This is a genomic window from Pseudomonas savastanoi (assembly GCF_020917325.1).
Taxonomy (GTDB): Bacteria; Pseudomonadota; Gammaproteobacteria; order Pseudomonadales; family Pseudomonadaceae; genus Aquipseudomonas; species Aquipseudomonas amygdali.
In genome coordinates, this window is the sequence record NZ_CP076652.1 from 5658858 (window position 1) to 5684133 (window position 25276).

Genomic DNA, 25276 nt, shown 5'->3' on the forward strand with positions numbered 1-25276 from the left:
GTTAATTTGCCCAGCGCAATTGCGTGGGCAGTGGCGAAAACGGTTCCGGGTCAGGTGGCGAGCCGGGGATGGCCAATACTCGGTTGAGCACTTCGGCTTCCAGCGCAGCAAGGCGGTGCGAGCCGCGAGCACGTGGCCGTGGCAGGTCGACCAGAAGGTCGAGGCCGATCTGGCCTTCTTCGATCAGGATCACGCGGTCGGCGATGGCGACTGCCTCGCTGACATCGTGAGTAACCAGCAGTACCGTGAAGCCGTATTGGCCCCACAGTTTTTCAATCAGTTGTTGCATTTCGATGCGGGTCAAAGCGTCCAGCGCGCCCAACGGCTCGTCGAGTAACAGCAGGCGCGGCTTGTGAATCAGCGCACGCGCCAGAGCAACACGCTGCTTCTGGCCACCGGACAATGCCGCTGGCCACTCGTTGGCGCGTTCGGCAAGGCCGACGGCCTCGAGCGCTTCGAGTGCTTGCGCACGCCAGTCGCCGCTCAGGCCAAGGCCGACGTTGTCAATGATCTTCTTCCAAGGCAGCAAACGCGCCTCCTGGAACATCAAACGCGTGTCTTCGCGAGCGTCGTCCAGTGGTGCAGAGCCTGCAAGCAATTGACCCTCGGTTGGCTTGTCGAGACCGGCAAGCAGGCGCAGCAAGGTACTTTTACCGCAGCCACTACGGCCGACGATGGCGACGAACTGACCGGCCGGAATATGCAGGTCGATGTCCTTGAGCACTTCGCGAGTGCCGAACGCTTTTTTCAGGTTGCGGACTGCCAGCGGAATACCGCGCAGCAAATGTGGAGGTTGCTGCTTCAGACTGGTCATGCGGCACCGCCTTTGCTCACTTGATAGGCCGGGTGCCAGCGCAGGCACACACGTTCAAGGCCTCGCGCCGCAAGATCGGCCAGTTTGCCGAGGACGGCGTACAACACAATGGCCAGTACCACGATGTCGGTTTGCAGGAATTCCCGCGCATTCATCGCCAGGTAACCGATGCCGGAGCTGGCAGAAATGGTTTCCGCCACGATCAGCGTCAGCCACATGAAGCCCAGCGCAAAGCGCACACCGACCAGAATCGAAGGCATAGCACCTGGCAGGATCACATGCCGGAACAGGCTGAAACCTGACAGGCCATAGCTGCGGGACATTTCTACCAGCGCCGGATCGATGTTGCGGATGCCGTGGTAGGTATTCAGATAAATAGGGAACAGCGTGCCCAGCGCGACCAGAAATATCTTCGCTGTCTCGTCGATGCCGAACCACAGGATGACCAGCGGAATAAGCGCCAGGTGCGGCACGTTACGGATCATCTGCACCGAGCTGTCCAGCAGGCGCTCGCCCCATTTGCTCAGGCCGGTGATAAAGCCCAGAGCCAGACCGATGCCGCCGCCGATGGCGAAACCGATCCCGGCACGCCAGCCGCTGATAGCCAGATGGGTCCAGATTTCGCCACTCGCGACCAGATTGATACCCGCCTCAATGACTGCGCTGGGTGCGGGCAGAATGCGTGTGGATAACCACCCGGCGCTGACCGACAGCTGCCAGACGGCCAACAACAGGACTGGAAGTGCCCAGGGCGCCAGTCGGTGAATGATGCGTTGCGAAGCACTGAGGCTCATGGAGTTGTCTCCTCGAAGGGCCTGACGATCACTGTGCTTGAGCAACAGCAGCAGGAGGTGTCCAGACCACATCAGCAATGCTGAGCGGCTTCGGAATCAGTTTGAGCTGGTAGAAGGTGTCAGCAATTTTCTGCTGCGCCGCTACAACCGGTGGAGTAATGAACAGCGCACCGTAGCCTTGGCGTTTTACCGAGGTCAGGGTGATATCGGCGGGCAGCCCCAGCAACGGCGCAACCTGTTTGGTCACTTCATCGGGGTGGGCCTTGGACCATTCGCCCACTGCACGAACTTCTTCGATCAGGGCTTGAATCACCTTCGGATTCTTTTGTGCGTAAGGCTTGGTCGCCAGATAGAACTGGTGGTTGTCGACGATGCCGGTGCCGTCTTTCAAGGTCCGCGCCTGCAATTGCTTTTCAGCTGCGGCCTGGTACGGGTCCCAGATGACCCAGGCGTCTACGCTGCCGCGCTCGAAAGCGGCACGCGCATCAGCCGGGGGAAGGAAGACAGTCTGGATATCGGTGTACTTCAGGCCTGCATCTTCCAGTGCCTTGACCAACAGGTAATGGACGTTGGAGCCTTTATTGAGGACGACTTTCTTGCCTTTCAGGTCTTTGACCGAGGTAATGGGCGAGTCTTTGGGCACCAGGATGGCTTCACTGGTCGGCGCTGGCGGCTCGTATGCGACGTACAGCAGATCCGCGCCTGCGGCCTGAGCGAAAACCGGTGGTGTTTCACCGGTCACGCCGAAATCAATCGAGCCCACGTTCAGACCTTCAAGCAACTGCGGACCGCCCGGAAATTCTGTCCACTGAACCTTTACGCCCTGCTCGGCCAGGCGCTTCTCCAGTGAACCCTTGGCCTTGAGCAGCACCAGCGTGCCGTATTTCTGATAACCGATGCGCAGATCTTCCGCCTGGGCCTGGGTGACCGCGCCAAGCGCGACCGCAGCAGCAAACAGAGCGACAAGGCCTCGACGCAAAATGACAGTGCGCATATGCGCTCCTTTAGCGGGTATTGGGTAGTGCCTGCTCAGCCAGTCACAGACGAACAAGGCGGGAATAGGGACGACATTAACAGCACTTTTTTATATCTATAAATCTTATTTATTCATTTAGTTATTCCATAAATGAATATAAAGAGCAGCACCATTTTTCAACTATCGTGCGGCGTACTACGGCGGCATGCCGTTCTGGACCCTCTGCGTCCGATCTTGAACAGGCGGCGGAGCGTCACTAGCGGCATTCGTACGCTGGAGCGTGAGGAACGATGATCTCGACTATCGTGCGACGCTCCGCGTCGCATGCCGTTCTGGACGCTCTGCGTCCGCGCTTGATCGAGCAACGCAGTCGGCGGCTATGAGGGAGGAATAAAAAAGGGCCGATAAATCGGCCCGAATAACCCCACGCTTGGTAGATCGAAAATCAGCGGTTTGGCTGTGGCGTCAGGCGCAGATAGGGCGTGACGGCCTTGTAGCCCTTGGGAAAGCGTTGCTTGATCTCGGCTTCGTCTTTGATCGACGGCACAATCACTACATCATCGCCGTCCACCCAATTGGCGGGCGTGGCAACCTTGTAGTTGTCGGTCAATTGCAGAGAGTCGATAACGCGCAGAACCTCGTGGAAATTACGCCCGGTACTCGCCGGATAAGTAATCGTCAGGCGCACTTTCTTGTTCGGGTCGATCACGAACAGCGAGCGCACAGTCAGTGTGTCGTTGGCATTGGGATGAATAAGGTCATACAGGTCGGAGACCTTGCGGTCGGCATCGGCCAGAATCGGGAAGTTAACCTGGGTGTTTTGCGTAGTGTTGATGTCATCGATCCACTTGATGTGCGAATCAACCGGGTCGACAGACAGCGCAATGGCTTTCACACCGCGCTTGGCAAACTCGTCTTTCAATTTGGCGGTGAAGCCCAGTTCAGTGGTGCACACAGGCGTGAAGTCTGCGGGATGAGAAAACAACACACCCCAGCTGTCGCCGAGCCATTCATGGAAACGGATACGACCTTCGCTGGATTCCTGCTCGAAGTCAGGGGCGATGTCGCCAAGTCGCAGTGTCATGGTGTTGCTCCTTGTCTGTATCGGGTAGGCCTTGGTATGACGTTACTGTGCGCCCTGCTGAGAAAAGTTAAAAAGAATAAATAATGCGCTTGATAGACCTGCCAGGAATATAAAAAAACGGGCAGAAGAAACCCCGCACGGGGCGGGGTTTCCTTGAACCTCAATACACTTACATGAAGTTGTAGGTGTAGTTGAAGATCAGACGGGTTTGATCGGTGTTAGTCGAGTTGTTCAGATCACCATCGGCACGGTAGGTACCGTGACGCAAGGTGGTGCCGAAGCCTTTCAACGGACCGCTCTGAATCACGTAGTCAACACGCATGTCGGTTTCCCACTCGGAGTAACTGTTATTGCGAGTGGCCGCAGTATTGCCGCGGATGTCGTCAGCATTCAGATAAGCGATTGCTGCTTTCAGGCCTGGAACGCCGACTTTGGCGAAGTCATACGAGTACTGACCGAACGTGGTGTTCTCACCCGCGCGGTTGAAGCCGTTGATCATCGAATCAGTGAACAGGTAGAAGCTCGAACCGCCGTTGCCTTCAAGGCTCGAACGTGTGGTGCCGTCTTTAGTGACGCTACCCTGACCCAGGAAAACCATACCGCCGTTGTCACCCACTTGTTGATGACCAACCATCAACGCATGGCCACCCAACGAGTAGGTGAACATGGCGGACCAGGTGGAGTTATCAACTTCGCCGGTGTTCTTGGCATAACCGTTGTTGTTGTTGAAACGATAGCCAGTCGCCGCGTCGCTGTTTTTGCCGTCAGAGCTACTGTTGAAATAACGCAGGTCAGTCTTGAAGGACTGGTTGTCGCTGATCGGGTAGACGTGAACCAGGCCCAGGAAGTGTTGCTTGTAGAAGTCTTCCAGGTTGGCGTAGTAGTACTGCAGGGTCAGGTCTTTGGTGACTTTCCAGTCAGCGCCAGCGAAACGGAAATGATCGCTGGTTTCGGAGGCACCGGCAACGGACAGGTCAGTCCAGTTGCTTGAAGCACGGCCGATCGACTTGTTCAGCTGACCAGCAGTGAAAGTTACGGTGTCCAGATCCTTGGAGGTCAGGATGCCGCCCTGGAAAGCCTGAGGCAGAAGACGACCGTCGTTGCTGACCAGAATTGGCAGGTTAGGAGCCAATGCGTTACCGACTTTCAGCTCGGTTTTCGAGAAGCGTACCTTACCGTTGGCGCCTAGACGGCTCCACTCGCTGACTGCAGAACCATCAGTGTCGGTAGGCAAAATGCCGCCGTTAGCAGCAGCTGCGTGGTTACCACGGCCACCATCAAGGTGAACACCGACCAATCCCTGGACGTCCAGACCGAAACCAACAGTGCCTTGAGTGAAGCCCGACAGGTAGTCGAATTTCAGGCCGGTGGCCGTCTCACGGTTGTTGTGGGTAGTGCCTTCGCGGAAATCGTTGTCGAAATACAGAGTACGAGAACTGACGGACGCTTTGCTGTCTTCAAGGAAACCAGCTGCACCGGCCTGCTGAGCCAATGCCGCGACGGTTACGGCCAAGGCCAGGGTGGACTTCTTCATTAACTACGCTCCTCGTGAATCTAATTTTTTATGTCTCCGGTGCCGGGCGTTGCCCTGACCCAGAGATATTGCGATAGGTGACAGTCCCGACCTGGAGGTCAATGGATTCTGTACACCCCGACTTTTGACTAGACCGCGCATGTCGGTGGCCGCACGTTAGTGAAAATTCTTCATGCTCAAAAGAAACTGTTTTGCAGCTTCTAAGAACAATCAGGCATATGTCACAACTCGTGTCAGCCAGGACGTCACGGAGTGTATCGACCTAATCGGGTAATTCCCAAAATTTATTTTGGTACCGTTCGTCAGATCTTTTGGTTTTGTACCAGTGACCGGCCAAATCGAGACCAGCCGGTCATAGTCCCCAACGACAGAGCGCAATTTGCCTGCCAGTAAAAGCCTTGTAAAACGGGCACTTCAGAGAGATTAGTAAAGAAATATGACAGTTGTCACCACTTTGGCGCGCAACGCTCTGCAGTCATGAAATATTTTCTAAAAACTGCTCAAAACACGCTTTTTGGGCGTTTTTTACCCTCTGAAACATGCGCTCAACTGTAGACCAGGTGAACAAAAAAGCAATTTTGGTGTCCGCCGGGTGACGTCCGAGCCGATTGGCAGATGCGTAACAGGTCCCTGATGTGCAGATGGGTTCTGGAGATGGCTCTAAAGACCCTTCATAAGCTAATTCCCAAAAGTTATTTATTTGCAGATTCTTAGATCACTTAGTCTCCTTATCCAGCCAGTCCTCGGCCCGTCCGATTCGGAGCTCCATCATGAAACTGCATTTTTCCCTGCGCTTGCTGACTGCGCTGTCGTTGACTGGCGCAACATTCATTGCACAGGCAGCAGACTTTACCGTCGCCTACCAGACCACTGTCGACCCAGCCAAGGTTGCCCAGGCCGATAACGCCTACGAAAAAGCCACTGACTCGAAAATCGCCTGGCGCAAGTTCGATAATGGTGCGGACGTCATCACCGCAATCGCATCCGGCGACGTACAGATCGGCTATCTCGGTTCAAGCCCCTTCACAGCCGCCGCTACACGCAAACTCCCGGTGGAGACCTTTCTGATAGCCACGCAGATCGGCGCTGCCGAGGCGCTGGTTGCCCGTAATGGCTCGGGGATCAACTCACCACAGGACCTGATCGGCAAGAAAGTGGCCGTGCCCTTTGTCTCCACCGGCCATTACAGCCTGCTTGCAGCGCTCAAACACTGGAATATCGATCCGGCCAGGGTCACGATCCTCAACCTCGCGCCGCCTGCCATTGCTGCGGCCTGGAAGCGCGGCGACATTGATGCCACTTACGTCTGGGACCCGGCGCTGGGCGTCGCCAAGGAAACCGGCAAGGTGCTGATCACTTCAGGCGAACTGGCGAAAGTCGGAGCACCGACCTTCGATGCCTGGATTGTGCGCAAGGACTTCGCCAGCAAACACCCGGAAGTTGTCAGCGCCTTCGCCAAGGTAACGCTCGATGCCTACGCCCGGTATCGCCAGGACCCCGCTGCATGGATCGCCAACCCGGCCAACGTCGACAAGCTGACCCGACTGTCTGGCGCCAAGGCGTCTGACGTACCCGGCCTGTTGCAAGGCAATGTCTACCCGCTGGCTGCCGAGCAGACGGCGCTGCTGGGTACACCGACCATCGAGGCGGTAACCAAAACCGCAGCATTCCTTAAAGAACAGGGCAAGGTCGACGCGGTACTGCCTGACTACTCACCGTACGTCAGCGCCCGGTTCATCCCACGCTAAACGCTCTCAGCACAAGGAGACACGCATGGCGCTATTACAGCTGGAGCGTATTGGCGCTCAGTACCCCGGTGCCGCGGCACCCGTGCTGGCGGACATCAACCTGAGCCTGGGCCCACAGCAACTGCTGGTTGCGCTCGGCCCTTCCGGCAGCGGTAAAACCTCGTTGTTGAACCTCATCGCCGGCTTCATCAAACCCGGCAGCGGCCGCATTACTCTCGACGGCATTCCCGTGGAGGGCCCGAGCGCAGAGCGTGGCGTAGTTTTTCAGGATGATGCCTTGCTGCCCTGGCAGGACGTGTTGGCCAATGTTGCGTTTGGCCTGGAACTGGCGGGTGTCGGCCGTTCGGAACGTGAAGCCAGAGCGCGGGAGATGTTGGCACTGGTGGATCTGGCCGGTTTTGACCAGCGGCGAATATGGCAGCTGTCCGGTGGACAACGGCAACGCGTCGGCCTGGCCAGAGCGCTGGCAGCCGACCCGCGCATCCTGTTGATGGACGAGCCATTCGGTGCACTGGATGCCTTCACCCGTGAGCAGATGCAGGAGCTATTGCTGCAAGTCTGGCAACGTACCGCCAAGCCGGTGTTTCTGATAACCCACGATATAGAAGAAGCGGTTTTCCTAGCCACCGACCTTGTTCTGCTCGCCCCTAACCCCGGTCGTATCGCCGAGCATCTGCACCTGGACTTCGGCCTTCGCTATAGCGCTGGCGAATCAGCCCGCGCGATAAAGTCTGACCCGCGTTTTATCGAAACCCGCGAGCATGTGCTGACCAGCGTGTTTTCCCAGCGCACCCGGGAGCAGCGTGTATGAGTAGCCTTGAGCCTGTTGGCAGCCATGAGCTTATAGATAGCCGCGAACTGACCGGAATCAGCCAACCGTTCGCCAAACAACCGGCTGCCCCCACGCCGAAGGTTTATTTGAGCACCCGAGCGATCAGCATCCTGACCCTCGCCGTACTGCTGATTCTTTGGTGGGCCGTAACTGCCGGGGGCTGGATCGAGCCGCTGTTCCTGCCACCGCCAGCGGATGTGCTGAGCAAAGGCTGGCTGCTGGCAACCAAGGGCTACATGGACGCCACACTCTGGCAGCATCTGGGCGCCAGCCTGCAACGCATCGGTCTGGCGCTGGGCGCGGCAATTTTGACAGCCATCCCGATAGGAATCGCCATCGGCCATAACCGCATCGCTCAGGGGATATTCGACCCGCTGATCGAGTTTTACCGACCGATACCACCGCTGGCCTACCTGCCGCTGATCGTTATCTGGTTCGGTATCGGCGAATTCTCCAAGGTACTGCTGATTTATCTGGCGATCTTCGCGCCGATTGCCATTGCCACGGCTACCGGCGTTCGCACCGTGGACCCGACCAAAGTGCGGGCGGCACAGTCGCTGGGCGCGACGCGCTGGCAGTTGATTCGGCACGTGGTCCTGCCCAGCGCACTCCCGGACATTCTTACCGGTATTCGCATCGGCCTGGGCGTGGGCTGGTCGACGCTGGTGGCCGCAGAGCTTATTGCTGCCACCAGCGGGCTGGGATTCATGGTGCAGTCGGCGGCGCAGTTTCTGGTGACAGACGTTGTGGTGCTGGGGATTCTGGTGATCGCCGTGATCGCTTTTGCCATGGAGCTGGGCCTGCGCGCACTGCAACGCAGGCTGGTGCCCTGGCATGGTCAGCAGCATTAATGCATCAGTATGGGTGTGTGCGTCGTTGCGGTGCGCAAATTGAGTGCATGCGCTGATACCGCATTGCGGGGCCTGGCGCGACATTCAGGGCGACCAGATGCCAGCGCCGAGCATTCACAGCGGCTGACTCATCAACCAATCCAAGGTTTTCGAATATGAAAAATACTTAATAAATTCAGTATGTTGATGAGGTTGAAGGGCTTTTGACTCAAGAAATGCTTAACCGGATATGACTAAGTCAGCCTGTTCTTTCGGGTTAATTCTCAAAACTGGCACGCACTCTGCAATAGGTATTACATCACCAGTTTTGGGGACCTTGGTACAGGCAGGCCGGGGATTCCCCTCTTTTATTCCTCCCGGAGACTGACCTCCAGTCTCCAGCGCCCGTCCACCTTCTCAGTGCGCCAGTCGCCATGAAGTGGACGGGCTGCCAGGAGTGTCAGCACCAACCCCTTCTCACCTCGCTCCACCTTCCAGCGTGCAACCCTGTTGTCGAACCTCAGTTGGCCCGTCCACGGCCGCCCTGAAGCATCGACGTTGAGCACCACAGCGCCATCCACCGTCGACCCTTGGTACTTCGGTTCTTCATTGAACCAGAGCGCCAGCCCGGCAGGCAGTTCCTCGATCTGCTCAAGTTCAACGGGGTCAGGTTGCTGCAGACGACCGATTATGGTGCCCACGGTAAAGCCGACAATCGCCATCGAACCCAGAACTCGCGGCCATAGCTTCGGTCTCGGGTCCTCTTCAGGGGTAGAATGCATCCCGTCCTTTCGTTCGGAGCCGTGCATGTTTCACGTCATCCTTTTTCAACCAGAAATTCCGCCGAATACCGGCAATGTCATCAGGCTATGCGCCAACAGCGGCTGCACCCTGCATTTGATCGAACCCTTGGGTTTCGAGCTGGACGACAAGCGCTTGCGCCGTGCCGGGCTCGACTATCACGAGTATGCCACGCTGCAGACGCATGCTGACCTGGCAAGCTGTCTGGAGAAGATCGGCAACCCTAGGTTGTTCGCCTTCACCACCAAAGGCTCTCGGCCTTTTCACGATGTCAGCTTTGAACCAGGTGACGCATTTCTGTTCGGCCCGGAAAGCCGTGGCCTGCCCGCCGACATCCTCGACTCGCTGAGCAGCGAGCATCGCCTGCGACTGCCCATGCGTGAAGGCTGCCGTAGTCTGAACCTGTCCAACACAGTGGCCGTGGCCGTCTATGAGGCGTGGCGCCAGCACGGGTTTGCGTAGAGCGAACGACGACGCACAAAAAAGCGCCCCGAAAGGCGCTTTTTGCTTGCAGTGGTAACGCTTACTGAACAGTTGGCGTTTCGCCAGCTTCCTGCATGCGTTGCAGCTCTTGCGCGTACAGGGCGTCGAAGTTCACCGGGGCCAGCATCAGCGCAGGGAACGAGCCGCGTACAACCAGGTTGTCGATGGCTTCGCGAGCGTAAGGGAACAGGATGTTCGGGCAGAATGCGCCGAGGGTGTGGCTCATTGCGCCGTCGTCCAGACCCTTGATCAGGAAGATACCGGCCTGTTGCACTTCAACGATGAAAGCAACTTCGTCGCCATTGTTGACGGTCACGGACAGGGTCAGCACGACTTCATAGAAATCGCCTTCCAGCTGCTTCTGACGAGTGTTGAGGTCCAGGCTGACGGTCGGAGTCCACTCCTGGCGGAAGATTGCCGGGCTTTTTGGCGCTTCGAACGACAGGTCGCGAACGTAGATACGCTGCAGGGAAAATTGTGGGCCGTTTTCTTCGTTGGCAACAGCGCCGTTGTTCGGTTGGTCGGTCATCTCGGATCCTTGTCAGATAGGGCTGAAAGTTTAAGGGGAATCAGGCCAGCAGCGCATCAAGCTTGCCGGCACGCTCCAGAGCAAACAGGTCATCGCAGCCGCCCACGTGGGTCGAGCCGATCCAGATCTGCGGTACGGAAGTGCGACCGGCCTTCTTGGTCATTTCGGCACGCAGTTGCGGCTTGCCGTCGACACGGATTTCCTCGAAGGCCACGCTCTTGCTCTGCAACAGCTGTTTGGCACGTACGCAATACGGGCAATAGTCGCTGGAATAGACGATGACTTGGGCCATGTTCACTTCACCAAGGGAAGGTTGTCGCCGCGCCAGCTGGAAATACCGCCGGACAGTTTGGCCGCCTTGAAGCCGGATTTGAGCAGCTCGCGGGCGGTGGTGCCAGCATGCTGCCCCATTGCATCGACGATGATCAACGTCTTGTCCTTGTATTTCTGCAGTTCAGCGGTACGGGTCAGCACCTTGTCCTGCGGGAAGTTCAGGGAGCCCACGATGTGGCCGGCAGTGAAATCCTTTTTCGAGCGCACGTCGATGACCACGCCCTGGTCGCTGTTGACCAGCGCGGTCAGCTCGCGAGTGCTCAGGCTGGCACCGCCCTTGCTCAGTTCGTAAGCGATCAGCAGTCCCAGCAGAATGACGAAGGCACCGGTGATCAAATAGTGGTTAGTGGCGAATTCAAGCAGGTGAGCAACCATCAGTAGGTTCCAGGGCGTTAAAATGTCGGCCAGTATACACAGCAGCCAAGGTGGGCCAAAGTCCGTACGGCAGTGACGCCGTTTGAACTTGTCCCTAAAATGCCGCTCCCTTGTACTTTGTTACTCTCTTTATTCAACCAGCATCGAGTGGGTTCTATGACTGCCACGCCAAAACCTCTGGTTCTTATCATCCTGGATGGCTTCGGACACAGCGAAAGCCATGAAGGCAATGCCATTCTGGCCGCGAAGATGCCGGTCATGGATCGTCTTTACCAAACCATGCCCAACGGCCTGATTTCAGGGTCGGGCATGGACGTCGGTCTGCCGGACGGTCAGATGGGCAACTCCGAAGTCGGGCACATGAACCTGGGTGCCGGTCGCGTGGTGTATCAGGACTTCACTCGAGTGACCAAAGCGATTCGCGACGGCGAGTTCTTCGAGAACCCGACCATCTGTGCCGCTGTGGATAAAGCTGTCGGTGCGGGCAAGGCGGTCCACATTATGGGCCTGCTGTCCGATGGCGGCGTGCACAGCCACCAGGACCATCTGGTCGCCATGGCCGAACTGGCGGTCAAGCGCGGTGCAGAAAAAATCTATCTGCACGCCTTCCTCGACGGTCGCGACACGCCACCGCGCAGCGCGAAGAAATCCCTTGAGCTGATGGACGCAACCTTCGCTCGCCTGGGCAAGGGCCGCACCGCCACGATCATCGGCCGCTACTTCGCCATGGACCGCGACAACCGTTGGGACCGGGTCTCCACCGCCTATAACCTGATCGTCGACAGCACCGCCGAATTTCACGCAGACAGCGGTGTTGCCGGGCTTGAAGCAGCCTACGCGCGTGACGAGAACGACGAATTCGTCAAAGCCACACGCACCGGTGAACCCGCTCGCGTCGAGGATGGCGATGCTGTGGTGTTCATGAACTTCCGCGCCGACCGCGCCCGTGAGCTGACCCGTGTGTTCGTCGAAGACGACTTCAAGGATTTCGAGCGCGCCCGTCAGCCCAAGGTCAATTACGTGATGCTGACCCAGTACGCGGCGAGCATCCCTGCGCCCTCGGCATTTGCGGCTGGCAGCCTGAAAAACGTGCTGGGTGAATACTTGGCAGACAACGGCAAGACTCAGCTGCGTATCGCCGAAACCGAAAAATACGCGCACGTCACATTCTTCTTCTCTGGCGGTCGTGAAGAGCCGTTTCCGGGTGAAGAGCGCATTCTGATTCCATCGCCGAAAGTCGCCACCTACGACCTGCAGCCGGAAATGAGCGCGCCGGAAGTGACCGACAAAATTGTCGATGCCATCGAACATCAGCGTTATGACGTGATTATCGTCAACTACGCCAACGGCGACATGGTCGGCCACAGCGGCATCATGGAAGCGGCAATCAAGGCCGTGGAATGCCTGGACGTATGCGTCGGTCGCATTACCGCGGCATTGGAAAAAGTCGGCGGTGAAGCACTGATTACCGCTGACCACGGCAACGTCGAGCAGATGACCGATGACTCCACAGGCCAGGCGCATACTGCACATACCTCCGAGCCGGTGCCTTTCGTGTACGTCGGCAAACGCCCGCTGAAAGTCCGCGAAGGTGGTGTTCTGGCTGACGTGGCACCGACCATGCTGCATCTGTTGGGCATGGAGAAACCGCAAGAGATGACGGGCCACTCGATCCTTGTGGCGAAGTAAAACGCTGAAAACCGGCCTATAGCCATCAGGCAAAGCCGGTTTTTTATGTTTCAAGCCCTAAAGCAGTGGCTGCGGGGCGTTTTTTTTGCAGCGCATGGCGGGCATACTAAGCCTGACATTTTTTCTCACAATTCCTCGGTATCGCCCACCCACATGCTTCGCGCCTTGATTGCCCTTGCTCTGATCTGCCTGCTCAATCCGGCGTTTGCCGAAGACGAGCGTGTGCAAACCCAAAAACAGATAGATGCTGCGCGTCAGGATGTGACGGAGCTGCAAAAAGTCCTGGGCAAGCTTCAGGAAGAACGTGCAGGCGTCCAGAAGGACCTGCGCACCACCGAAACCGAAATGGGCAAGTTGGAAAAGCAGGTCGAGGTCCTGCAAAAGGAACTAAAAAAGACGGAAACCGAGCTGCAAAAGCTCGACAGTGAAAAAAAGAAACTGAACAGTGCCCGCGTTGAACAGCAACGCCTGATCGCTATCCAGGCCCGCGCCGCCTATCAGAGTGGCCGCCAGGAATACCTCAAGCTGTTGCTCAATCAGCAGCACCCCGAGAAGTTCGCCCGAACCCTCACGTATTACGATTACCTGAGCCAGGCGCGCCTGGAGCAGCTACGCAACTTCAATGAAACCCTGCGCCAGCTGGCCAATGTCGAAAAAGACATCGACCTGCAACAGGCACAGTTGCTGGTGCAGAAGAGCAACCTGGACAGCCAGAGCGAAGAGCTGGCCAAGGTTCGCCAGGAACGTCAACAGGCACTGGCCAAGCTGAATCAGGACTACAAGGCCCGCGATCAGAAACTGCAGGCGCGTCAGCAGGATCAGGCCGACCTGGCCAAGGTTCTCAAGACCATCGAGGAAACCCTGGCCCGCCAGGCACGTGAAGCTGAAGAGGCTCGCCAGAAGGCGCTGGTCGCCGCTCGCGAGGCCGAAGAGAAACGTCAGCGCGAAGCTGAGGCCGTCGCCCGCAACAACAGCACCAGCAGCAGTAAAAGCGCTGATGAACCCACACCGCGTCGCCCGGTCAAAGCCCCCGGCGCAGTCGTTTCCAGTGCCGGAGTTTCCTACGGCGGACCTTTTGCAGAGGCCCGGGGAAAACTTCCATGGCCTATTGATGGTCGACTGCTTGCGCGTTTCGGTGAAGCCCGCGGTGATGACGAGCGAACCAAATGGGACGGCGTCATGATCAGCGCCGCCGCCGGAAGCCAGGTACATGCCGTGCATGGCGGACGAGTGGTGTTCGCCGACTGGTTGCGTGGTGCCGGGCTTCTGGTCATTCTCGACCATGGCAACGGTTATCTCACCCTGTATGGGCATAACCAGAGCCTGCTCAAGTCGGCAGGTGACATTGTAAAAGCCGGTGAAGCGATTTCCACGGTCGGCAATAGTGGCGGTCAGGACACGGCAGCGTTGTACTTTGCTATTCGTCAGCAGGGTCGCCCCAGCGATCCGGCCCAATGGTGCCGCACTCAAGGATAAGCCGGCGTCAATATCTGTAGGAGTTCGTTAGACATGCTGCATTTGTCCCGCCTCACCTCGCTGGCCCTGGCAATTGCCATCGTTATCGGCGCGCCTCTGGCGCAAGCTGCCGAAAAGACCGCGCCAGCCACGCCTGCAGCAGTCTCGCCCGCCAAGCCCAATGCCAACGCCAAGCCGCCGCTGCCGCTCGACGAGCTGCGCACCTTTGCCGAGGTCATGGACCGGGTCAAGGCGGCCTATGTCGAGCCGGTTGACGACAAGACCCTGCTGGAAAACGCCATCAAGGGCATGCTCAGCAACCTTGATCCACACTCCGCTTACCTGGGCCCGGAAGATTTCCAGGAGCTGCAGGAAAGCACCAGCGGCGAGTTCGGTGGCCTGGGCATCGAAGTCGGCGTCGAGGACGGGGTCGTCAAGGTGGTTTCGCCCATCGACGACACACCTGCTTCCAAGGCTGGCATTGAGGCAGGCGACCTGATCGTGAAGATCAATGGCACGCCGACCCAAGGCCAGAACATGCAGGAAGCGGTCGACAAGATGCGCGGCAAGATCGGCGAGAAGATCACTCTGACACTGGTGCGCGATGGCGGTACGCCGTTTGATGTGACGCTGGCGCGGGCGACCATCCAGGTCAAGAGCGTCAAGGCGCAGATGCTGGAGAACGGCTACGGCTATATCCGCATCACTCAGTTCCAGGTCAAGACCGGGGACGAAGTCGGCAAGGCGCTGGCCAAATTCCGCAAGGACAACGGCAAGAAGATGAGCGGCCTGATTCTCGACCTGCGCAACAACCCGGGCGGCGTGCTGCAATCGGCGGTGCAGGTGGCGGACCACTTCCTTACCAAAGGCCTGATCGTCTACACCAAAGGTCGCATCGCCAACTCCGAACTGCGTTTCTCGGCAGACCCGGCAGACGCCAGCGAAGGCGTGCCGCTGGTGGTGCTGATCAACGGCGGCAGCGCCTCTGCGTCGGAAATCGTCGCCGGCGCCCTGCAAGACCAGAAACGCGGCATCCTGATGGGCACTGACACCTTCGGCAAAGGCTCGGTGCAGACCGTTCTGCCGCTGAACAACGATCGCGCCCTGAAGATCACCACAGCGTTGTATTACACGCCGAACGGCCGCTCGATCCAGGCGCAGGGTATCAACCCGGACATCGTGGTACGTCGGGCCAAGGTCACCAGCGAAGCAGACGGCGAGAACTACAAGGAAGCCGACCTGATGGGTCACCTGGGCAATGGCAACGGCGGTGCCGACAAGCCAACCGTCAAGGGTGGCGCAGCAGCCAAGGCGCGTCCGCAGGATGATGACTTCCAGCTCAGCCAGGCGCTCAGCCTGCTGAAAGGGCTGAGTATCACCCGCGGCAATTGACGGATGCGCGCTCTCGCTCTGTTACTGATGACACTCTCGATCACTGGTGCTGCCCATGCAGCGCCAGCCGAGAACACCGGCAAGCCGCCGAAGGCCTATCTCAGCCTGATCATCGACGACCTGGGTCAGAACCCGGCGCGGGATAGCCGTACACTGGCGCTCCCCGGCCCGGTAACGCTGGCGATCATGCCTGACACTCCGCACGCCACTGAATTTGCCCGCGAGGCTCACCGCGCAGGCAAGACGGTCATGCTGCACATGCCGATGGACCCGGCGACCGGGCCTTACGCCTGGCACCCCGAACTACCCTTGCCTGAACTGGAAAGCCGCCTCAATGCGGCGCTGCTGAAAGTGCCTTATGCAGCCGGCATCAATAACCACATGGGCAGCCGGATGACCGCCGAACCGGTCGCGATGGCCTGGCTGATGGCCGAACTGCAACGACGTCATCTGTTTTTCGTGGACAGCCGCACCAGCGCGAAAACCGTGGCAGCCGCCGAGGCGCAGCGTATCGGCCTCGCCAGCGTCTCGCGCGACGTGTTTCTGGACGACGAGCGCACGGCTGAAGCCATCACCCGCCAATTGCAGACCGCCATCAAAATCGCCCGCAAGCATGGCTCGGCAGTGGTCATCGGTCACCCCTACCCGGTCACGCTGGACGTACTGGAACGCGAGTTGCCCAAACTCAAGGACCAGGGCGTCGAATGGATCGACCTGCGCAGCATGATCAGCGAACGCGGCAATCAGGCGAGTGCGGCGCACGGCAAGAATGGGGTGTATCGCTGAGCCTGCGAACGACGAAACGCCCGTCAGCTGGTCTTTCAAATGAGGGTGCTACACATCAAGCGGTCCGCTCAATGCTCAACGTAATACGCCGGCCAAGCTCAGCCAGCGCTCGCTCCACCTGCTCGATTTTCGAGGCATGCAGAAAGTCCACAAGCCGATCCACCACTTGCCGCGTACAACCCAGGCGACGCGCCAGCTCAGCACGGCTAACGCCCTCTTCCAACAAGCTGTTCCATAGCATGATTTTGGCAACAGTCAGCGCAGGCAAACGCATCAACAGTTCATGGCCGGGTACGACTGAGGCCTGGGGAATCTTGCGACGTTGATCGACGTAGAGCGATAGAGCCGATTCCATGCCGTCAAGAGCTTCGCTCAATGCTTCAGGCAGGGTGTCGCCAGAGGCGCTCATTTCGGGAATGTCTGGACACGAAAGCCAAACGCCTGTCGGCTCCCGATGCAGATCCAATGGATATTGATACATAAGGCCTCACCTGTAGTGGAGCAGCTCGACGTCAATCCTTAAGGCCGAGCTGCTTGATGATCGACTTGCGTAACCCTTCGTGCATTTCTTTGCTGCCATGGTCTGCAAAGATGGTTGCCTTACCATTCAGGTAAACCTTGAAATGACTACCCTTGGCCGCCCTGAACTCAGCGCCTTGAGCCTGCAACCATCGCCGAAACTCGTTGCATTTCATTGCTTGAATCCTACCGTTTCGGCAACATCAATATGCAACACTTATGTAGCACGGGCAACACTTATGATGCATATAAATAGCTCTTAATTGCATATAATTGGCTTTCGCCAATCTGCGCTCGCCTTTCCAGACATGACGCTGACGGATTTTACCGTCGATCCCGCCAAAACCGAGTCAGCACGTTCCGCACGCAAAGTAGGCAAGGTCTGTTTTCCATGTCCCGCGCCGTTTCAGCCTTGATAACCCGATCAATTCCGGCTTAAAGGATGAGGTCTCCACAACGGAGAGCAGGACACGGTTATCAATGACGGCATCCAGCCGCTTGCGCTTGCCATAGAGCTGCAACCGGCGGGACCGACGCCCGAGCCACAGGTGATTATTGGAAAAAATCGATTCGGCGCATATCGGTCAGTTGGTCGTACGAACATCGCCCGATCGACCATTACACGGTCAAGATGGGCCCGCCAGACACTGCTGCCGTTGAAGATCTGCACTTTCGCCCATGACATCAATGGGCAGCCTTCCAACGTACGTGAAGACATCATTCCCGCAGCAGGTTGAGCAATTACTGATAGCGCGCCTTGACGGCGTCGACCCAGCCTTCGGCACGCATCTGGTCGAGGGCTTTCTGCAGGCGAGCCACAACGTCGTCAGGCGTGCTCTTGTTGACTGCCAGGTAAAGTTCGGCGCTGTTGAAACGCAACGCGGTCTTGAACCCCGTGACCCCTTCCAGTTTCGCCAGATAGCGGCCAACCGGATCGCCCACGGCCCACAGATCGATCTGACCATTGTCGAGCTTTTTCACGTTGTCCCGGTCACGCAGCATCAAAATCGGGTTCAGGCCCATCGCGTTCAGACGCTCGCCGATGGCGTCGCCTTTATAGGCACCAATCCTGTAGTTCTTTGCCTGCTCAAGCGACGTTAACGTGATGGGGCTGTCGCCGCGAGTGAGCATGATCCAGTCATAGGAGCCTACCGGACCTACCCATTTGAACAGTTTTTCGCGCTCAGGCAGGCGAGTGGTGGAGAACACGCCATAACCGGGCTTGTCGAGGGCAAGCTTGTAAACCCGGTCCCACGGAAAACGCAGGGTCATGCTGTAACCAATGTTTGCGCGCTTGAACATCTCACGCACCACTTCAGCGGCAATACCGTCGATGTTGTTTTCCTGCGCGAAATTCTTGCCATCGACCGCCATGTTGAACGGCGGAAAATTCTCGGTGAGCAACACCATGGAATAAGGCGCTGAGTCGCTGGCTCGCGCAGTTTCACTCAGCAACAAGCCGACACCGATCAGTGCGAGAAATAGACGTTTGAACATGTTCCAGCACTCGATCATGAACGACGCATGCAGAGTGCCGTGAACCCGGCGCACTGTCTAGCGCGCTGTCCGGCGATGTCGCTTACAGGTAATACTCGAATGCCACAGGGCTGAAACAGAGCGAGCGCCGGCTGTTTCAAACCCATGGTCTGAAACAAGCGACGCCCGCTTTGATGCGCAGTACTCAGCGCACCACAATCCCGCGACTGGCCATATAAGCCTTTGCTTCGGGAACGGTGTATTCGCCAAAGTGGAAAATACTCGCCGCCAGCACGGCACTGGCGTGACCTTCGATGACGCCGGCAGCCAGATGCTCAAGGTTGCCGACACCACCGGAAGCAATTACCGGAATGCCCAGCGCATCACTGATGGCGCGGGTGACGCCCAGGTCGAAGCCGTTCTTCATGCCGTCCTGGTCCATGCTGGTCAGCAGGATCTCGCCAGCCCCCAGGTCTTCCATCTTTTTCGCCCAAAGCACCGCATCCAGCCCGGTGGGTTTGCGTCCGCCGTGGGTGAAGATTTCCCAGCGCGCGGGGTTTCGCCCGGGCCGGAGACCTTCTTGGCATCGATAGCGACCACAATGCACTGCGACCCGAAACGAGCGGCGGCTTCACCGACGAACTCGGGGTTGAACACCGCTGCAGTGTTGATCGACACCTTGTCCGCGCCCGCATTGAGCAGGTTACGGATGTCCTGCACGGTACGCACGCCGCCACCGACAGTCAGCGGAATGAACACCTGACTGGCCATGCGCTCGACAGTGTGCAGCGTGGTGTCACGGCCATCGACGCTGGCAGTGATGTCGAGAAAAGTGATTTCGTCGGCACCCTGCTCATCGTAGCGACGAGCAATTTCCACCGGATCGCCTGCATCCCGGATGTTCTCGAACTTGACACCCTTGACCACTCGACCGTTGTCGACGTCCAGGCAAGGGATGATGCGTTTGGCTAGGGCCACAGGGTCAGTCTCCAGCTATTCAGCGTTGTTCGCGGTCGCAGAGCGCCTGGGCTTCGGCCACATCCAGCGTGCCTTCGTAGATCGCACGACCGGTGATTGCGCCGATGATGCCCGGAGCCCTGGCGTTCAGCAGCGCCTGAATGTCGCCCAGGTTATGAATGCCACCCGAAGCAATTACCGGGATCCGCGTGGCGGCCGCCAGCGCGGCGGTGAACGGGATGTTGCAGCCCTGCATCATGCCGTCTTTGGCGATGTCGGTGTAGACAATGGCAGACACGCCATCGGCTTCAAAACGCTTGGCCAGATCAATGACCTGAACCGAGCTGACTTCAGCCCAGCCATCGGTGGCGACGAAACCGTCCTTGGCATCCAGACCGACGATCACCTTGCCGGGGAACGCGCGGCAGGCTTCAGCCACGAACTCGGGCTCTTTGACTGCCTTGGTGCCAATGATGACGTAGCTCACGCCTGCCTTGACGTAGTGCTCGATGGTTTCCAGCGAACGGATGCCGCCACCAATCTGGATCGGCAGGTTCGGGTAGCGTCTGGCAATGGCCGTGACCACATCACCGTTGACCGGCTGTCCTTCGAACGCACCGTTCAGATCGACCAGATGCAGACGGCGGCAACCACCGTCGACCCACTTGGCAGCCATGGCCACCGGGTCATCGGAGAACACCGTGGAATCTTCCATCCGGCCCTGACGCAGACGCACACAGGCACCGTCTTTGAGGTCGATAGCGGGGATAATCAGCATGCTTATTCCTTGGTCAAAAAGAGCGGCAAGCTGCAAGCGATTAGCTGCAAGTATGCGTACTCACTGATTCTTGCGGCTTGAAGCCTGAAGCTCAAAGCTGCTTCTATTCAATTCTTTTCGAGCGCCCAGAGGTCGCTTTCGATGCTCTCGAACCGCTCCTTGAGCTGCTGCTGAACATCGAAAATGGCGCGATTGTAGTAATGCGGGGCTATCTCGCGGGTGAACAATTCCAGTACCTCAGCCACTTCAAACGTACCCAGCTCCAGCTCGAAGCGCTCTGCGAACAGGCGCTTGAGCTTGTCGATCGCCTGCTGCTCATGCTCGGGCGAAAGGGTCAGGATCGGCGGCTTGCTCTTGGTTTTGCTCATACGATTACCAGCGACCATCCCAGGCAGCGAAGTTCTGCAGCAATTGCAGACCGTGGGTGTGGCTCTTTTCCGGATGAAATTGCACGGCGAAGCGCGAACCGTCGGCCAGCGCGGCGGCAAAGTCGAGGCCATAGTGACCGCGCCCGACCACCTGACGCTGATTGGCGGCATCGATGTAGAAACTGTGCACGAAGTAGAAACGTGCCAGGTCCGGAATGTCATGCCACAGCGGGTGATCCACCGCCTGAGCGACCTGATTCCAACCCATGTGCGGCACTTTCAAGTGCTCGCCCTCTTCGTGCAGGTCCTTGCCGAAAAACTTCACCTGGCCGGGAAACAGACCGATGCAATCCACGCCGCCGCTCTCTTCACTTCTGTCGAGCAACGCCTGCATGCCGACGCAGATGCCGAGAAACGGACGGTCCTGGCTGACTTCCCTGACCAGCGAATCAAAGCCCAGACGGCGGATCTCGGCCATGCAGTCGCGAATCGCGCCCACACCCGGAAACACCACACGGTCGGCTTCGCGAATCACCTTGGCGTCACTGGTAATCAGCACACGGCCTGCGCCTACGTGCTCAAGCGCCTTGGCGACAGAGTGCAGGTTGCCCATACCGTAATCGATGACCGCAACCGTCTGCATCAGAGCACACCCTTGGTGGATGGCATTTGCCCGGCCATGCGCTCATCCAGCTCGACCGCCATGCGCAGCGCGCGACCGAAAGCCTTGAACACGGTTTCGATCTGGTGGTGAGTGTTGGTGCCACGCAGGTTGTCGATGTGCAGCGTCACGTTCGCGTGGTTGACGAAGCCCTGAAAGAACTCCTGAAACAGGTCCACATCAAAGCCGCCCACAGTGGCGCGGGTATACGGCACATGCATCTGCAGGCCCGGACGCCCGGAGAAATCGATGACCACACGTGAAAGCGCTTCGTCGAGCGGCACATAGGCGTGGCCGTAACGACGAATGCCTTTCTTGTCGCCGATGGCCTGGCTGAACGCCTGCCCCACGGTGATACCGACGTCTTCCACCGTATGGTGATCATCGATTGCCAGGTCACCCTTGCACTCGATGTCCAGGTCGATCAGCCCGTGCCGGGCGATCTGGTCGAGCATGTGCTCAAGAAAAGGCACACCGATATCGAATCGGGCCTTTCCGGTGCCATCCAGGTTGATCGAGGCTTTGATCTGGGTTTCCAGAGTATTACGCTCGACGTACGCCTTACGTTCGGCCATCACCAGCTCCGCAAAATCATTGGGCGAAAAAAGGCGAGCATTATAGGCCCAGATGCGCCCGCCATGAAGCAAACAGACGACCAGCAGGGCATTTAGTGGGTGAAGAGGCTCGCGATTGCGTTACATACCTTGTCGATATTCCCTTCATTCAGGCCCGCCATGCACACCCGGCCACTGCGCAGCATGTAAATACCGTGAACGTCTTTCAGTTCATCGACCTGCTGTGGCGTCAGACCGGTGTAGCTGAACATCCCGTTCTGTCTGAGTATAAAGCTGAAATCACGTCCGGAGACCTTCTGCGCCAGCACCTCGACCAGACGCGTGCGCATGTCGATGATGCGCACACGCATGGCCTCAACTTCGCCCAGCCACTGCTCGCGCAAATGCGGTGTGTTGAGCACTTTCGACACCAGAAACGCGCCATGTGCAGGCGGGCTGGAGTAGTTGCGGCGCACAGTGGCCTTGAGCTGGCCGAATACGTTGGCAGCCGACGCGGTGTCTTCGCAAACGACCGACAACCCGCCGACCCGCTCGCCGTACAGCGAGAAAATTTTCGAGAACGAGTTACTGACCAGCATTGTGATACCTGCGTTGGCCATCGCCCGGATGGCGTAGGCGTCTTCGTCCATGCCTTTGCCGAAACCCTGATAGGCGATATCCAGGAACGCAATGAGCTGACGATCCTTGATCACTTCGATCAGGCGGTCCCATTGCGCCACCGTCAGATCGGCACCGGTCGGGTTATGGCAGCACGGGTGCAGCAGGAGGATGCTCTGCGCCGGCAGCCCCTGCACCGTGTCGAGCATGGCCTCGAACCTCACGCCACCCGTCTGGGCATCGAAGTACGGGTACGCGTTGACCTTGAAGCCCGCTCCGCCGAACAGCGCGTTATGGTTTTCCCAGGTCGGATCGCTGACCCACACCTGCGAGTCCGGAAACGCATACTTGAGGAAATCGGCACCTATCTTGAGTGCCCCCGAGCCGCCCACGGTTTGAATGGTGGCCACACGGCCTGCCTGAACCAGCGGGTGATCGGCACCGAACAACAGGGTTTGCACCGCCTGCCGATACGCCGCCAGGCCTTCCATCGGCAGATAGACCGAAGCCGCCTGCTCGCCCTCGGCCAGTTGCTGTTGTGCCGTTGCTACGCATGCCAGCTGAGGGATACGGCCCTGCGCGTCGTAATACAAGCCGATGCTCAGATTGACCTTGTCCGCACGGGAATCCTTGCCAAAGGTTTCCATCAGGGAAAGGATCGGATCACCAGCGTATGACTCCACGTGGGCTAGCATGCAAACAACTCCTACAGGCAATAAAAACAGGGGTTGCTAATGTAGCAGCGTCTGCGGGGGAACGGGCAGTGCATCAAACACATTGAGCCGCAGATAGGTGACGCGGAGCGTCATGAACGGCATTCCCACGCTGGAGCGTGCGGAACGATAGCCTCAACTATCGTGCGACGCTCTGCGTCCGATTCAGAGTGCGTGGAACAAGAAGTCTGCGCACAAAAAAAAGCGCCTGCACCGAAGTGCAAGCGCTTATCTGTTACCTACAGGCTTTTAGTGAAACAGCACTGCGGTCTTTTGCAGGGTAATCCAGACGCCCCACGCCAGCGGGATGCCTACGGCCAGCCAGGCGGCGATGACCAGCGGCTTACTGCCTGCGGATGCTTTCCACTCCAGCGAAGTCGTGGCATTGGCACCCTTGTCGTGACCGATGGCTTGTTCAGCCGCCAGCTCGGCGTCGGTCATGAAGTACTTGTCGGCAACCGGACGAATTAGCAGGTTGCAGATAAAGCCCAGCACCAGCAGACCCGAGAGGATGTACAAGGTGATGTCGTAGGCATCGGCACGTGCAACACCGTGGGCGAGTTGGTACTCACGCAGGTAGTTGACCAATACCGGACCGAGCACACCGGCCGCAGCCCAGGCAGTCAGCAGACGACCGTGGATCGCGCCGACCATCTGCGTACCGAACAGGTCAGCCAGATAAGCCGGAACCGTCGCGAAACCGCCACCGTACATCGACAGCACGATGCAGAACGCGGCCACGAACAGGGCGATGCTACCCATGTGGCTCAGGGTCGGAACCGACGCATAAAGCAGGAAGCCCAGTGCGAAGAATACGAAGTAGGTTGCCTTGCGACCGATGAAGTCCGAGCACGAAGCCCAGAAGAAACGACCGCCGATGTTGAACAGACTCAACAGGCCCGTGAAGCCGGCTGCAATCGCAGCAATGGCTTTCAGTTGGTCGGCATTGAGCTGGCTGAAGGTCAGATCGACGCCCAGCAGTTTGCCGGCGAACACTTCCTGCAACAGCGGCGAAGCCATGCCCAGGATGCCGATACCGGCCGATACGTTCAGGCACAGCACCAGCCAGACCAGACGGAACTGCGGTGTCTTCCAGGCCACGCTGACGTGCACGTGACGGTTGGTGATCATCGAGTTCTTGGCCTTGGCAGCCGGAGCGGTCCAGCCTTCAGGTTTCCAGCCGGTTGGCGGAACGCGATAGCCCAGCGCGCCACCGATCATGAAGATGAAGTAGATCACCGCCATCACCACGAAGCTCTGCCAGACGCCAACGCTTTCAGCCGAGGCAAAGTGACCCATCAGCGCAGTGGCCAGTGGTGCACCGACCATTGCGCCGCCACCAAAGCCCATGATCGCCATACCGGTCGCCATGCCGCGCTTGTCCGGGAACCACTTGATCAGGGTCGACACCGGGGAGATATAGCCCAACCCCAGACCGATACCGCCGATCACGCCCGAGCCCAGCCACATCAGCCAGATCTGGTGGGTATAAATACCCAGTGCGGAAATCAGCAGACCGCCACACCAGCACACGGCAGAAACAACACCGGCCTTGCGTGGACCTGCGTGCTCCAGCCAGCCACCCCAGATGGCAGCCGAGCAACCCAGGAAGATGAAGAACAGGGTGTAGATCCAGCCCAGCATGGAGATCTGCCAGTCACAGGTCGACGCGAACATCTGCGCGAAGAAACCCATGTCCGGAGTGCAGGCGACGGGTGCAGTAATACCCACGGCCTTGGACAACGGCAACCAGAACACCGAGAAGCCGTAAGCCATACCGATACAAAGGTGGATTGCCAATGCTGCTGGTGGAACAAGCCAACGGTTGAAACCGGGCTTGGCGATAATGCGCTCTTTGGACAAGAACGCAGGCTGAACGGCGTCGCCGCCCAAGGCTGTGCTTGTGCTCATTATAATTACCCCAATGTGTGAAGCTCGCAGATGGTCCGCTGGTCCGCCACAGACTCAATGCCGAGCGGCCATGTCTGTTTTATCGGCAGGTTATTCAGATACGTGACAAAAAGACGCACCTGAGCCAGCAAAAACGGAGACTATCACTGTCTGATGGCAAATAAGCATCTCGTTACATGCTTTTTATTATCTATTGCATCGGTTAATCCGCGCGCTCTATGACGCCATAGATGCAGTCAATTAAATGATAAGAAAAACTGTCAGAA

Annotated in this window: 25 protein-coding genes and 3 pseudogenes; 9 read left to right on the forward strand and 19 right to left on the reverse strand. The window is 58.2% G+C overall.

Translation table 11 applies throughout. The annotated features are described in order from the left end of the window. Position 1 precedes the first annotated feature (1 nt). From ssuB to KP808_RS24275, 5 genes are all read right to left on the reverse strand, one after another. Complete coding sequence (gene ssuB, locus KP808_RS24255) at positions 2-814, reverse strand: aliphatic sulfonates ABC transporter ATP-binding protein (RefSeq protein ID WP_002555771.1); 813 nt, start codon at positions 812-814, stop codon at positions 2-4. Then, entirely contained in the window at positions 811-1608 is a 798-nt protein-coding gene (gene ssuC / locus KP808_RS24260) for an aliphatic sulfonate ABC transporter permease SsuC (RefSeq protein WP_004655051.1), read from the reverse strand. Before ssuC ends, ssuB begins: the two co-directional genes overlap by 4 nt. 28 nt (positions 1609-1636) lie before the next feature. Continuing rightward, a complete protein-coding gene (locus KP808_RS24265; RefSeq protein WP_002555773.1) occupies positions 1637-2602 on the reverse strand; it encodes a sulfonate ABC transporter substrate-binding protein in 966 nt (321 codons plus the stop codon). A gap of 427 nt (positions 2603-3029) precedes the next feature. Then, positions 3030-3668, reverse strand: a complete 639-nt coding sequence (locus tag KP808_RS24270) for a peroxiredoxin (protein WP_058407887.1) — start codon at positions 3666-3668, stop codon at positions 3030-3032. A 169-nt stretch (positions 3669-3837) separates the two neighbouring features. Continuing rightward, positions 3838-5202, reverse strand: coding sequence for an OprD family porin (locus KP808_RS24275; protein WP_230017081.1), 1365 nt, complete (start codon positions 5200-5202; stop codon positions 3838-3840). A gap of 770 nt (positions 5203-5972) precedes the next feature. Here KP808_RS24275 and tauA point away from each other — a divergent pair. From tauA to tauC, 3 genes and pseudogenes are all read left to right on the forward strand, one after another. After that, positions 5973-6950: a taurine ABC transporter substrate-binding protein gene (gene tauA, locus KP808_RS24280; protein WP_058407888.1), complete on the forward strand. Its 978-nt coding sequence runs from the start codon at positions 5973-5975 to the stop codon at positions 6948-6950. A 25-nt stretch (positions 6951-6975) separates the two neighbouring features. Beyond that, positions 6976-7761, forward strand: a complete 786-nt coding sequence (gene tauB, locus KP808_RS24285; RefSeq protein WP_230017082.1) for a taurine ABC transporter ATP-binding subunit — start codon at positions 6976-6978, stop codon at positions 7759-7761. A gap of 107 nt (positions 7762-7868) precedes the next feature. Beyond that, positions 7869-8633: pseudogene (tauC, locus tag KP808_RS24290) on the forward strand (taurine ABC transporter permease TauC); the annotation flags it as partial. A 347-nt stretch (positions 8634-8980) separates the two neighbouring features. Here the strand turns inward: tauC and KP808_RS24295 are convergent. Next, positions 8981-9421, reverse strand: a complete 441-nt coding sequence (locus tag KP808_RS24295) for a hypothetical protein (RefSeq protein WP_004655063.1) — start codon at positions 9419-9421, stop codon at positions 8981-8983. Between KP808_RS24295 and trmL the strand changes: the two genes are divergently transcribed. Then, positions 9420-9875 carry a tRNA (uridine(34)/cytosine(34)/5-carboxymethylaminomethyluridine(34)-2'-O)-methyltransferase TrmL gene (gene trmL, locus KP808_RS24300; protein ID WP_058407890.1) on the forward strand — a complete coding sequence of 152 codons (456 nt, stop codon included), beginning with the start codon at positions 9420-9422 and terminating at the stop codon, positions 9873-9875. The two genes, KP808_RS24295 and trmL, sit on opposite strands and share 2 nt — an antisense overlap. A 61-nt stretch (positions 9876-9936) precedes the next feature. Here trmL and secB read toward each other — a convergent pair whose 3' ends face one another. The 3 genes from secB to KP808_RS24315 are packed head-to-tail and all read right to left on the reverse strand — an operon-like array spanning position 9937 to position 11133. After that, complete coding sequence (gene secB, locus KP808_RS24305) at positions 9937-10425, reverse strand: protein-export chaperone SecB (protein ID WP_002551468.1); 489 nt, start codon at positions 10423-10425, stop codon at positions 9937-9939. A gap of 40 nt (positions 10426-10465) precedes the next feature. Beyond that, positions 10466-10717: a glutaredoxin 3 gene (gene grxC / locus KP808_RS24310; protein ID WP_058400067.1), complete on the reverse strand. Its 252-nt coding sequence runs from the start codon at positions 10715-10717 to the stop codon at positions 10466-10468. A gap of 2 nt (positions 10718-10719) precedes the next feature. Then, the gene (locus KP808_RS24315) at positions 10720-11133 is read right to left on the reverse strand and encodes a rhodanese-like domain-containing protein (RefSeq protein ID WP_002551466.1); all 414 of its coding nucleotides are present in this window, start codon (positions 11131-11133) and stop codon (positions 10720-10722) included. 156 nt (positions 11134-11289) lie between these two features. Between KP808_RS24315 and gpmI the strand changes: the two genes are divergently transcribed. The 4 genes from gpmI (at position 11290) to KP808_RS24335 (ending at position 16455) form a co-directional block, all read left to right on the forward strand. Continuing rightward, complete coding sequence (gene gpmI, locus KP808_RS24320; protein WP_230017084.1) at positions 11290-12822, forward strand: 2,3-bisphosphoglycerate-independent phosphoglycerate mutase; 1533 nt, start codon at positions 11290-11292, stop codon at positions 12820-12822. Between the two features lie 153 nt (positions 12823-12975). Next, positions 12976-14298, forward strand: coding sequence for a murein hydrolase activator EnvC family protein (locus KP808_RS24325; protein ID WP_029240926.1), 1323 nt, complete (start codon positions 12976-12978; stop codon positions 14296-14298). 33 nt (positions 14299-14331) lie between these two features. Further along, positions 14332-15669 carry a S41 family peptidase gene (locus KP808_RS24330; protein ID WP_230017085.1) on the forward strand — a complete coding sequence of 446 codons (1338 nt, stop codon included), beginning with the start codon at positions 14332-14334 and terminating at the stop codon, positions 15667-15669. Positions 15670-15672: 3 nt separating this feature from the next. Further along, positions 15673-16455 (forward strand): divergent polysaccharide deacetylase family protein, encoded by a 783-nt coding sequence (locus KP808_RS24335; RefSeq protein WP_230017086.1) that lies wholly within the window; start codon positions 15673-15675, stop codon positions 16453-16455. A 55-nt stretch (positions 16456-16510) separates the two neighbouring features. On the opposite strand, the gene KP808_RS24340 is transcribed toward KP808_RS24335, so the two are convergent. Then, a complete protein-coding gene (locus KP808_RS24340) occupies positions 16511-16936 on the reverse strand; it encodes a type II toxin-antitoxin system HicB family antitoxin (RefSeq protein ID WP_058400065.1) in 426 nt (141 codons plus the stop codon). A 31-nt stretch (positions 16937-16967) separates the two neighbouring features. Beyond that, entirely contained in the window at positions 16968-17150 is a 183-nt protein-coding gene (locus KP808_RS24345; protein ID WP_005781617.1) for a type II toxin-antitoxin system HicA family toxin, read from the reverse strand. Between the two features lie 270 nt (positions 17151-17420). Here KP808_RS24345 and KP808_RS24350 point away from each other — a divergent pair. Continuing rightward, a pseudogene (locus KP808_RS24350) lies at positions 17421-17711 on the forward strand (serine protease); the annotation flags it as partial. Between the two features lie 4 nt (positions 17712-17715). Here KP808_RS24350 and KP808_RS24355 read toward each other — a convergent pair. From KP808_RS24355 to KP808_RS24390, 8 genes and pseudogenes are all read right to left on the reverse strand, one after another. Continuing rightward, positions 17716-18471, reverse strand: a complete 756-nt coding sequence (locus KP808_RS24355; protein ID WP_122258840.1) for a substrate-binding periplasmic protein — start codon at positions 18469-18471, stop codon at positions 17716-17718. A gap of 184 nt (positions 18472-18655) precedes the next feature. Further along, positions 18656-19428 (reverse strand): annotated as a pseudogene (hisF, locus tag KP808_RS24360) (imidazole glycerol phosphate synthase subunit HisF). 19 nt (positions 19429-19447) lie between these two features. Next, entirely contained in the window at positions 19448-20185 is a 738-nt protein-coding gene (hisA, locus tag KP808_RS24365; protein WP_058400064.1) for a 1-(5-phosphoribosyl)-5-[(5-phosphoribosylamino)methylideneamino]imidazole-4-carboxamide isomerase, read from the reverse strand. 107 nt (positions 20186-20292) lie between these two features. Continuing rightward, positions 20293-20553, reverse strand: a complete 261-nt coding sequence (locus KP808_RS24370) for a DUF2164 domain-containing protein (protein WP_002551456.1) — start codon at positions 20551-20553, stop codon at positions 20293-20295. 4 nt (positions 20554-20557) lie between these two features. Then, positions 20558-21196 (reverse strand): imidazole glycerol phosphate synthase subunit HisH, encoded by a 639-nt coding sequence (gene hisH, locus KP808_RS24375; protein ID WP_005745046.1) that lies wholly within the window; start codon positions 21194-21196, stop codon positions 20558-20560. Next, on the reverse strand, positions 21196-21789 hold the full coding sequence (gene hisB / locus KP808_RS24380; RefSeq protein WP_002551454.1) for an imidazoleglycerol-phosphate dehydratase HisB: 594 nt from the start codon (positions 21787-21789) through the stop codon (positions 21196-21198). Before hisB ends, hisH begins: the two co-directional genes overlap by 1 nt. A gap of 92 nt (positions 21790-21881) precedes the next feature. Then, positions 21882-23081, reverse strand: a complete 1200-nt coding sequence (locus KP808_RS24385; protein ID WP_122258795.1) for an amino acid aminotransferase — start codon at positions 23079-23081, stop codon at positions 21882-21884. A 267-nt stretch (positions 23082-23348) separates the two neighbouring features. Beyond that, positions 23349-25010, reverse strand: coding sequence for an OFA family MFS transporter (locus KP808_RS24390; protein ID WP_058400062.1), 1662 nt, complete (start codon positions 25008-25010; stop codon positions 23349-23351). Positions 25011-25276 lie beyond the last annotated feature (266 nt).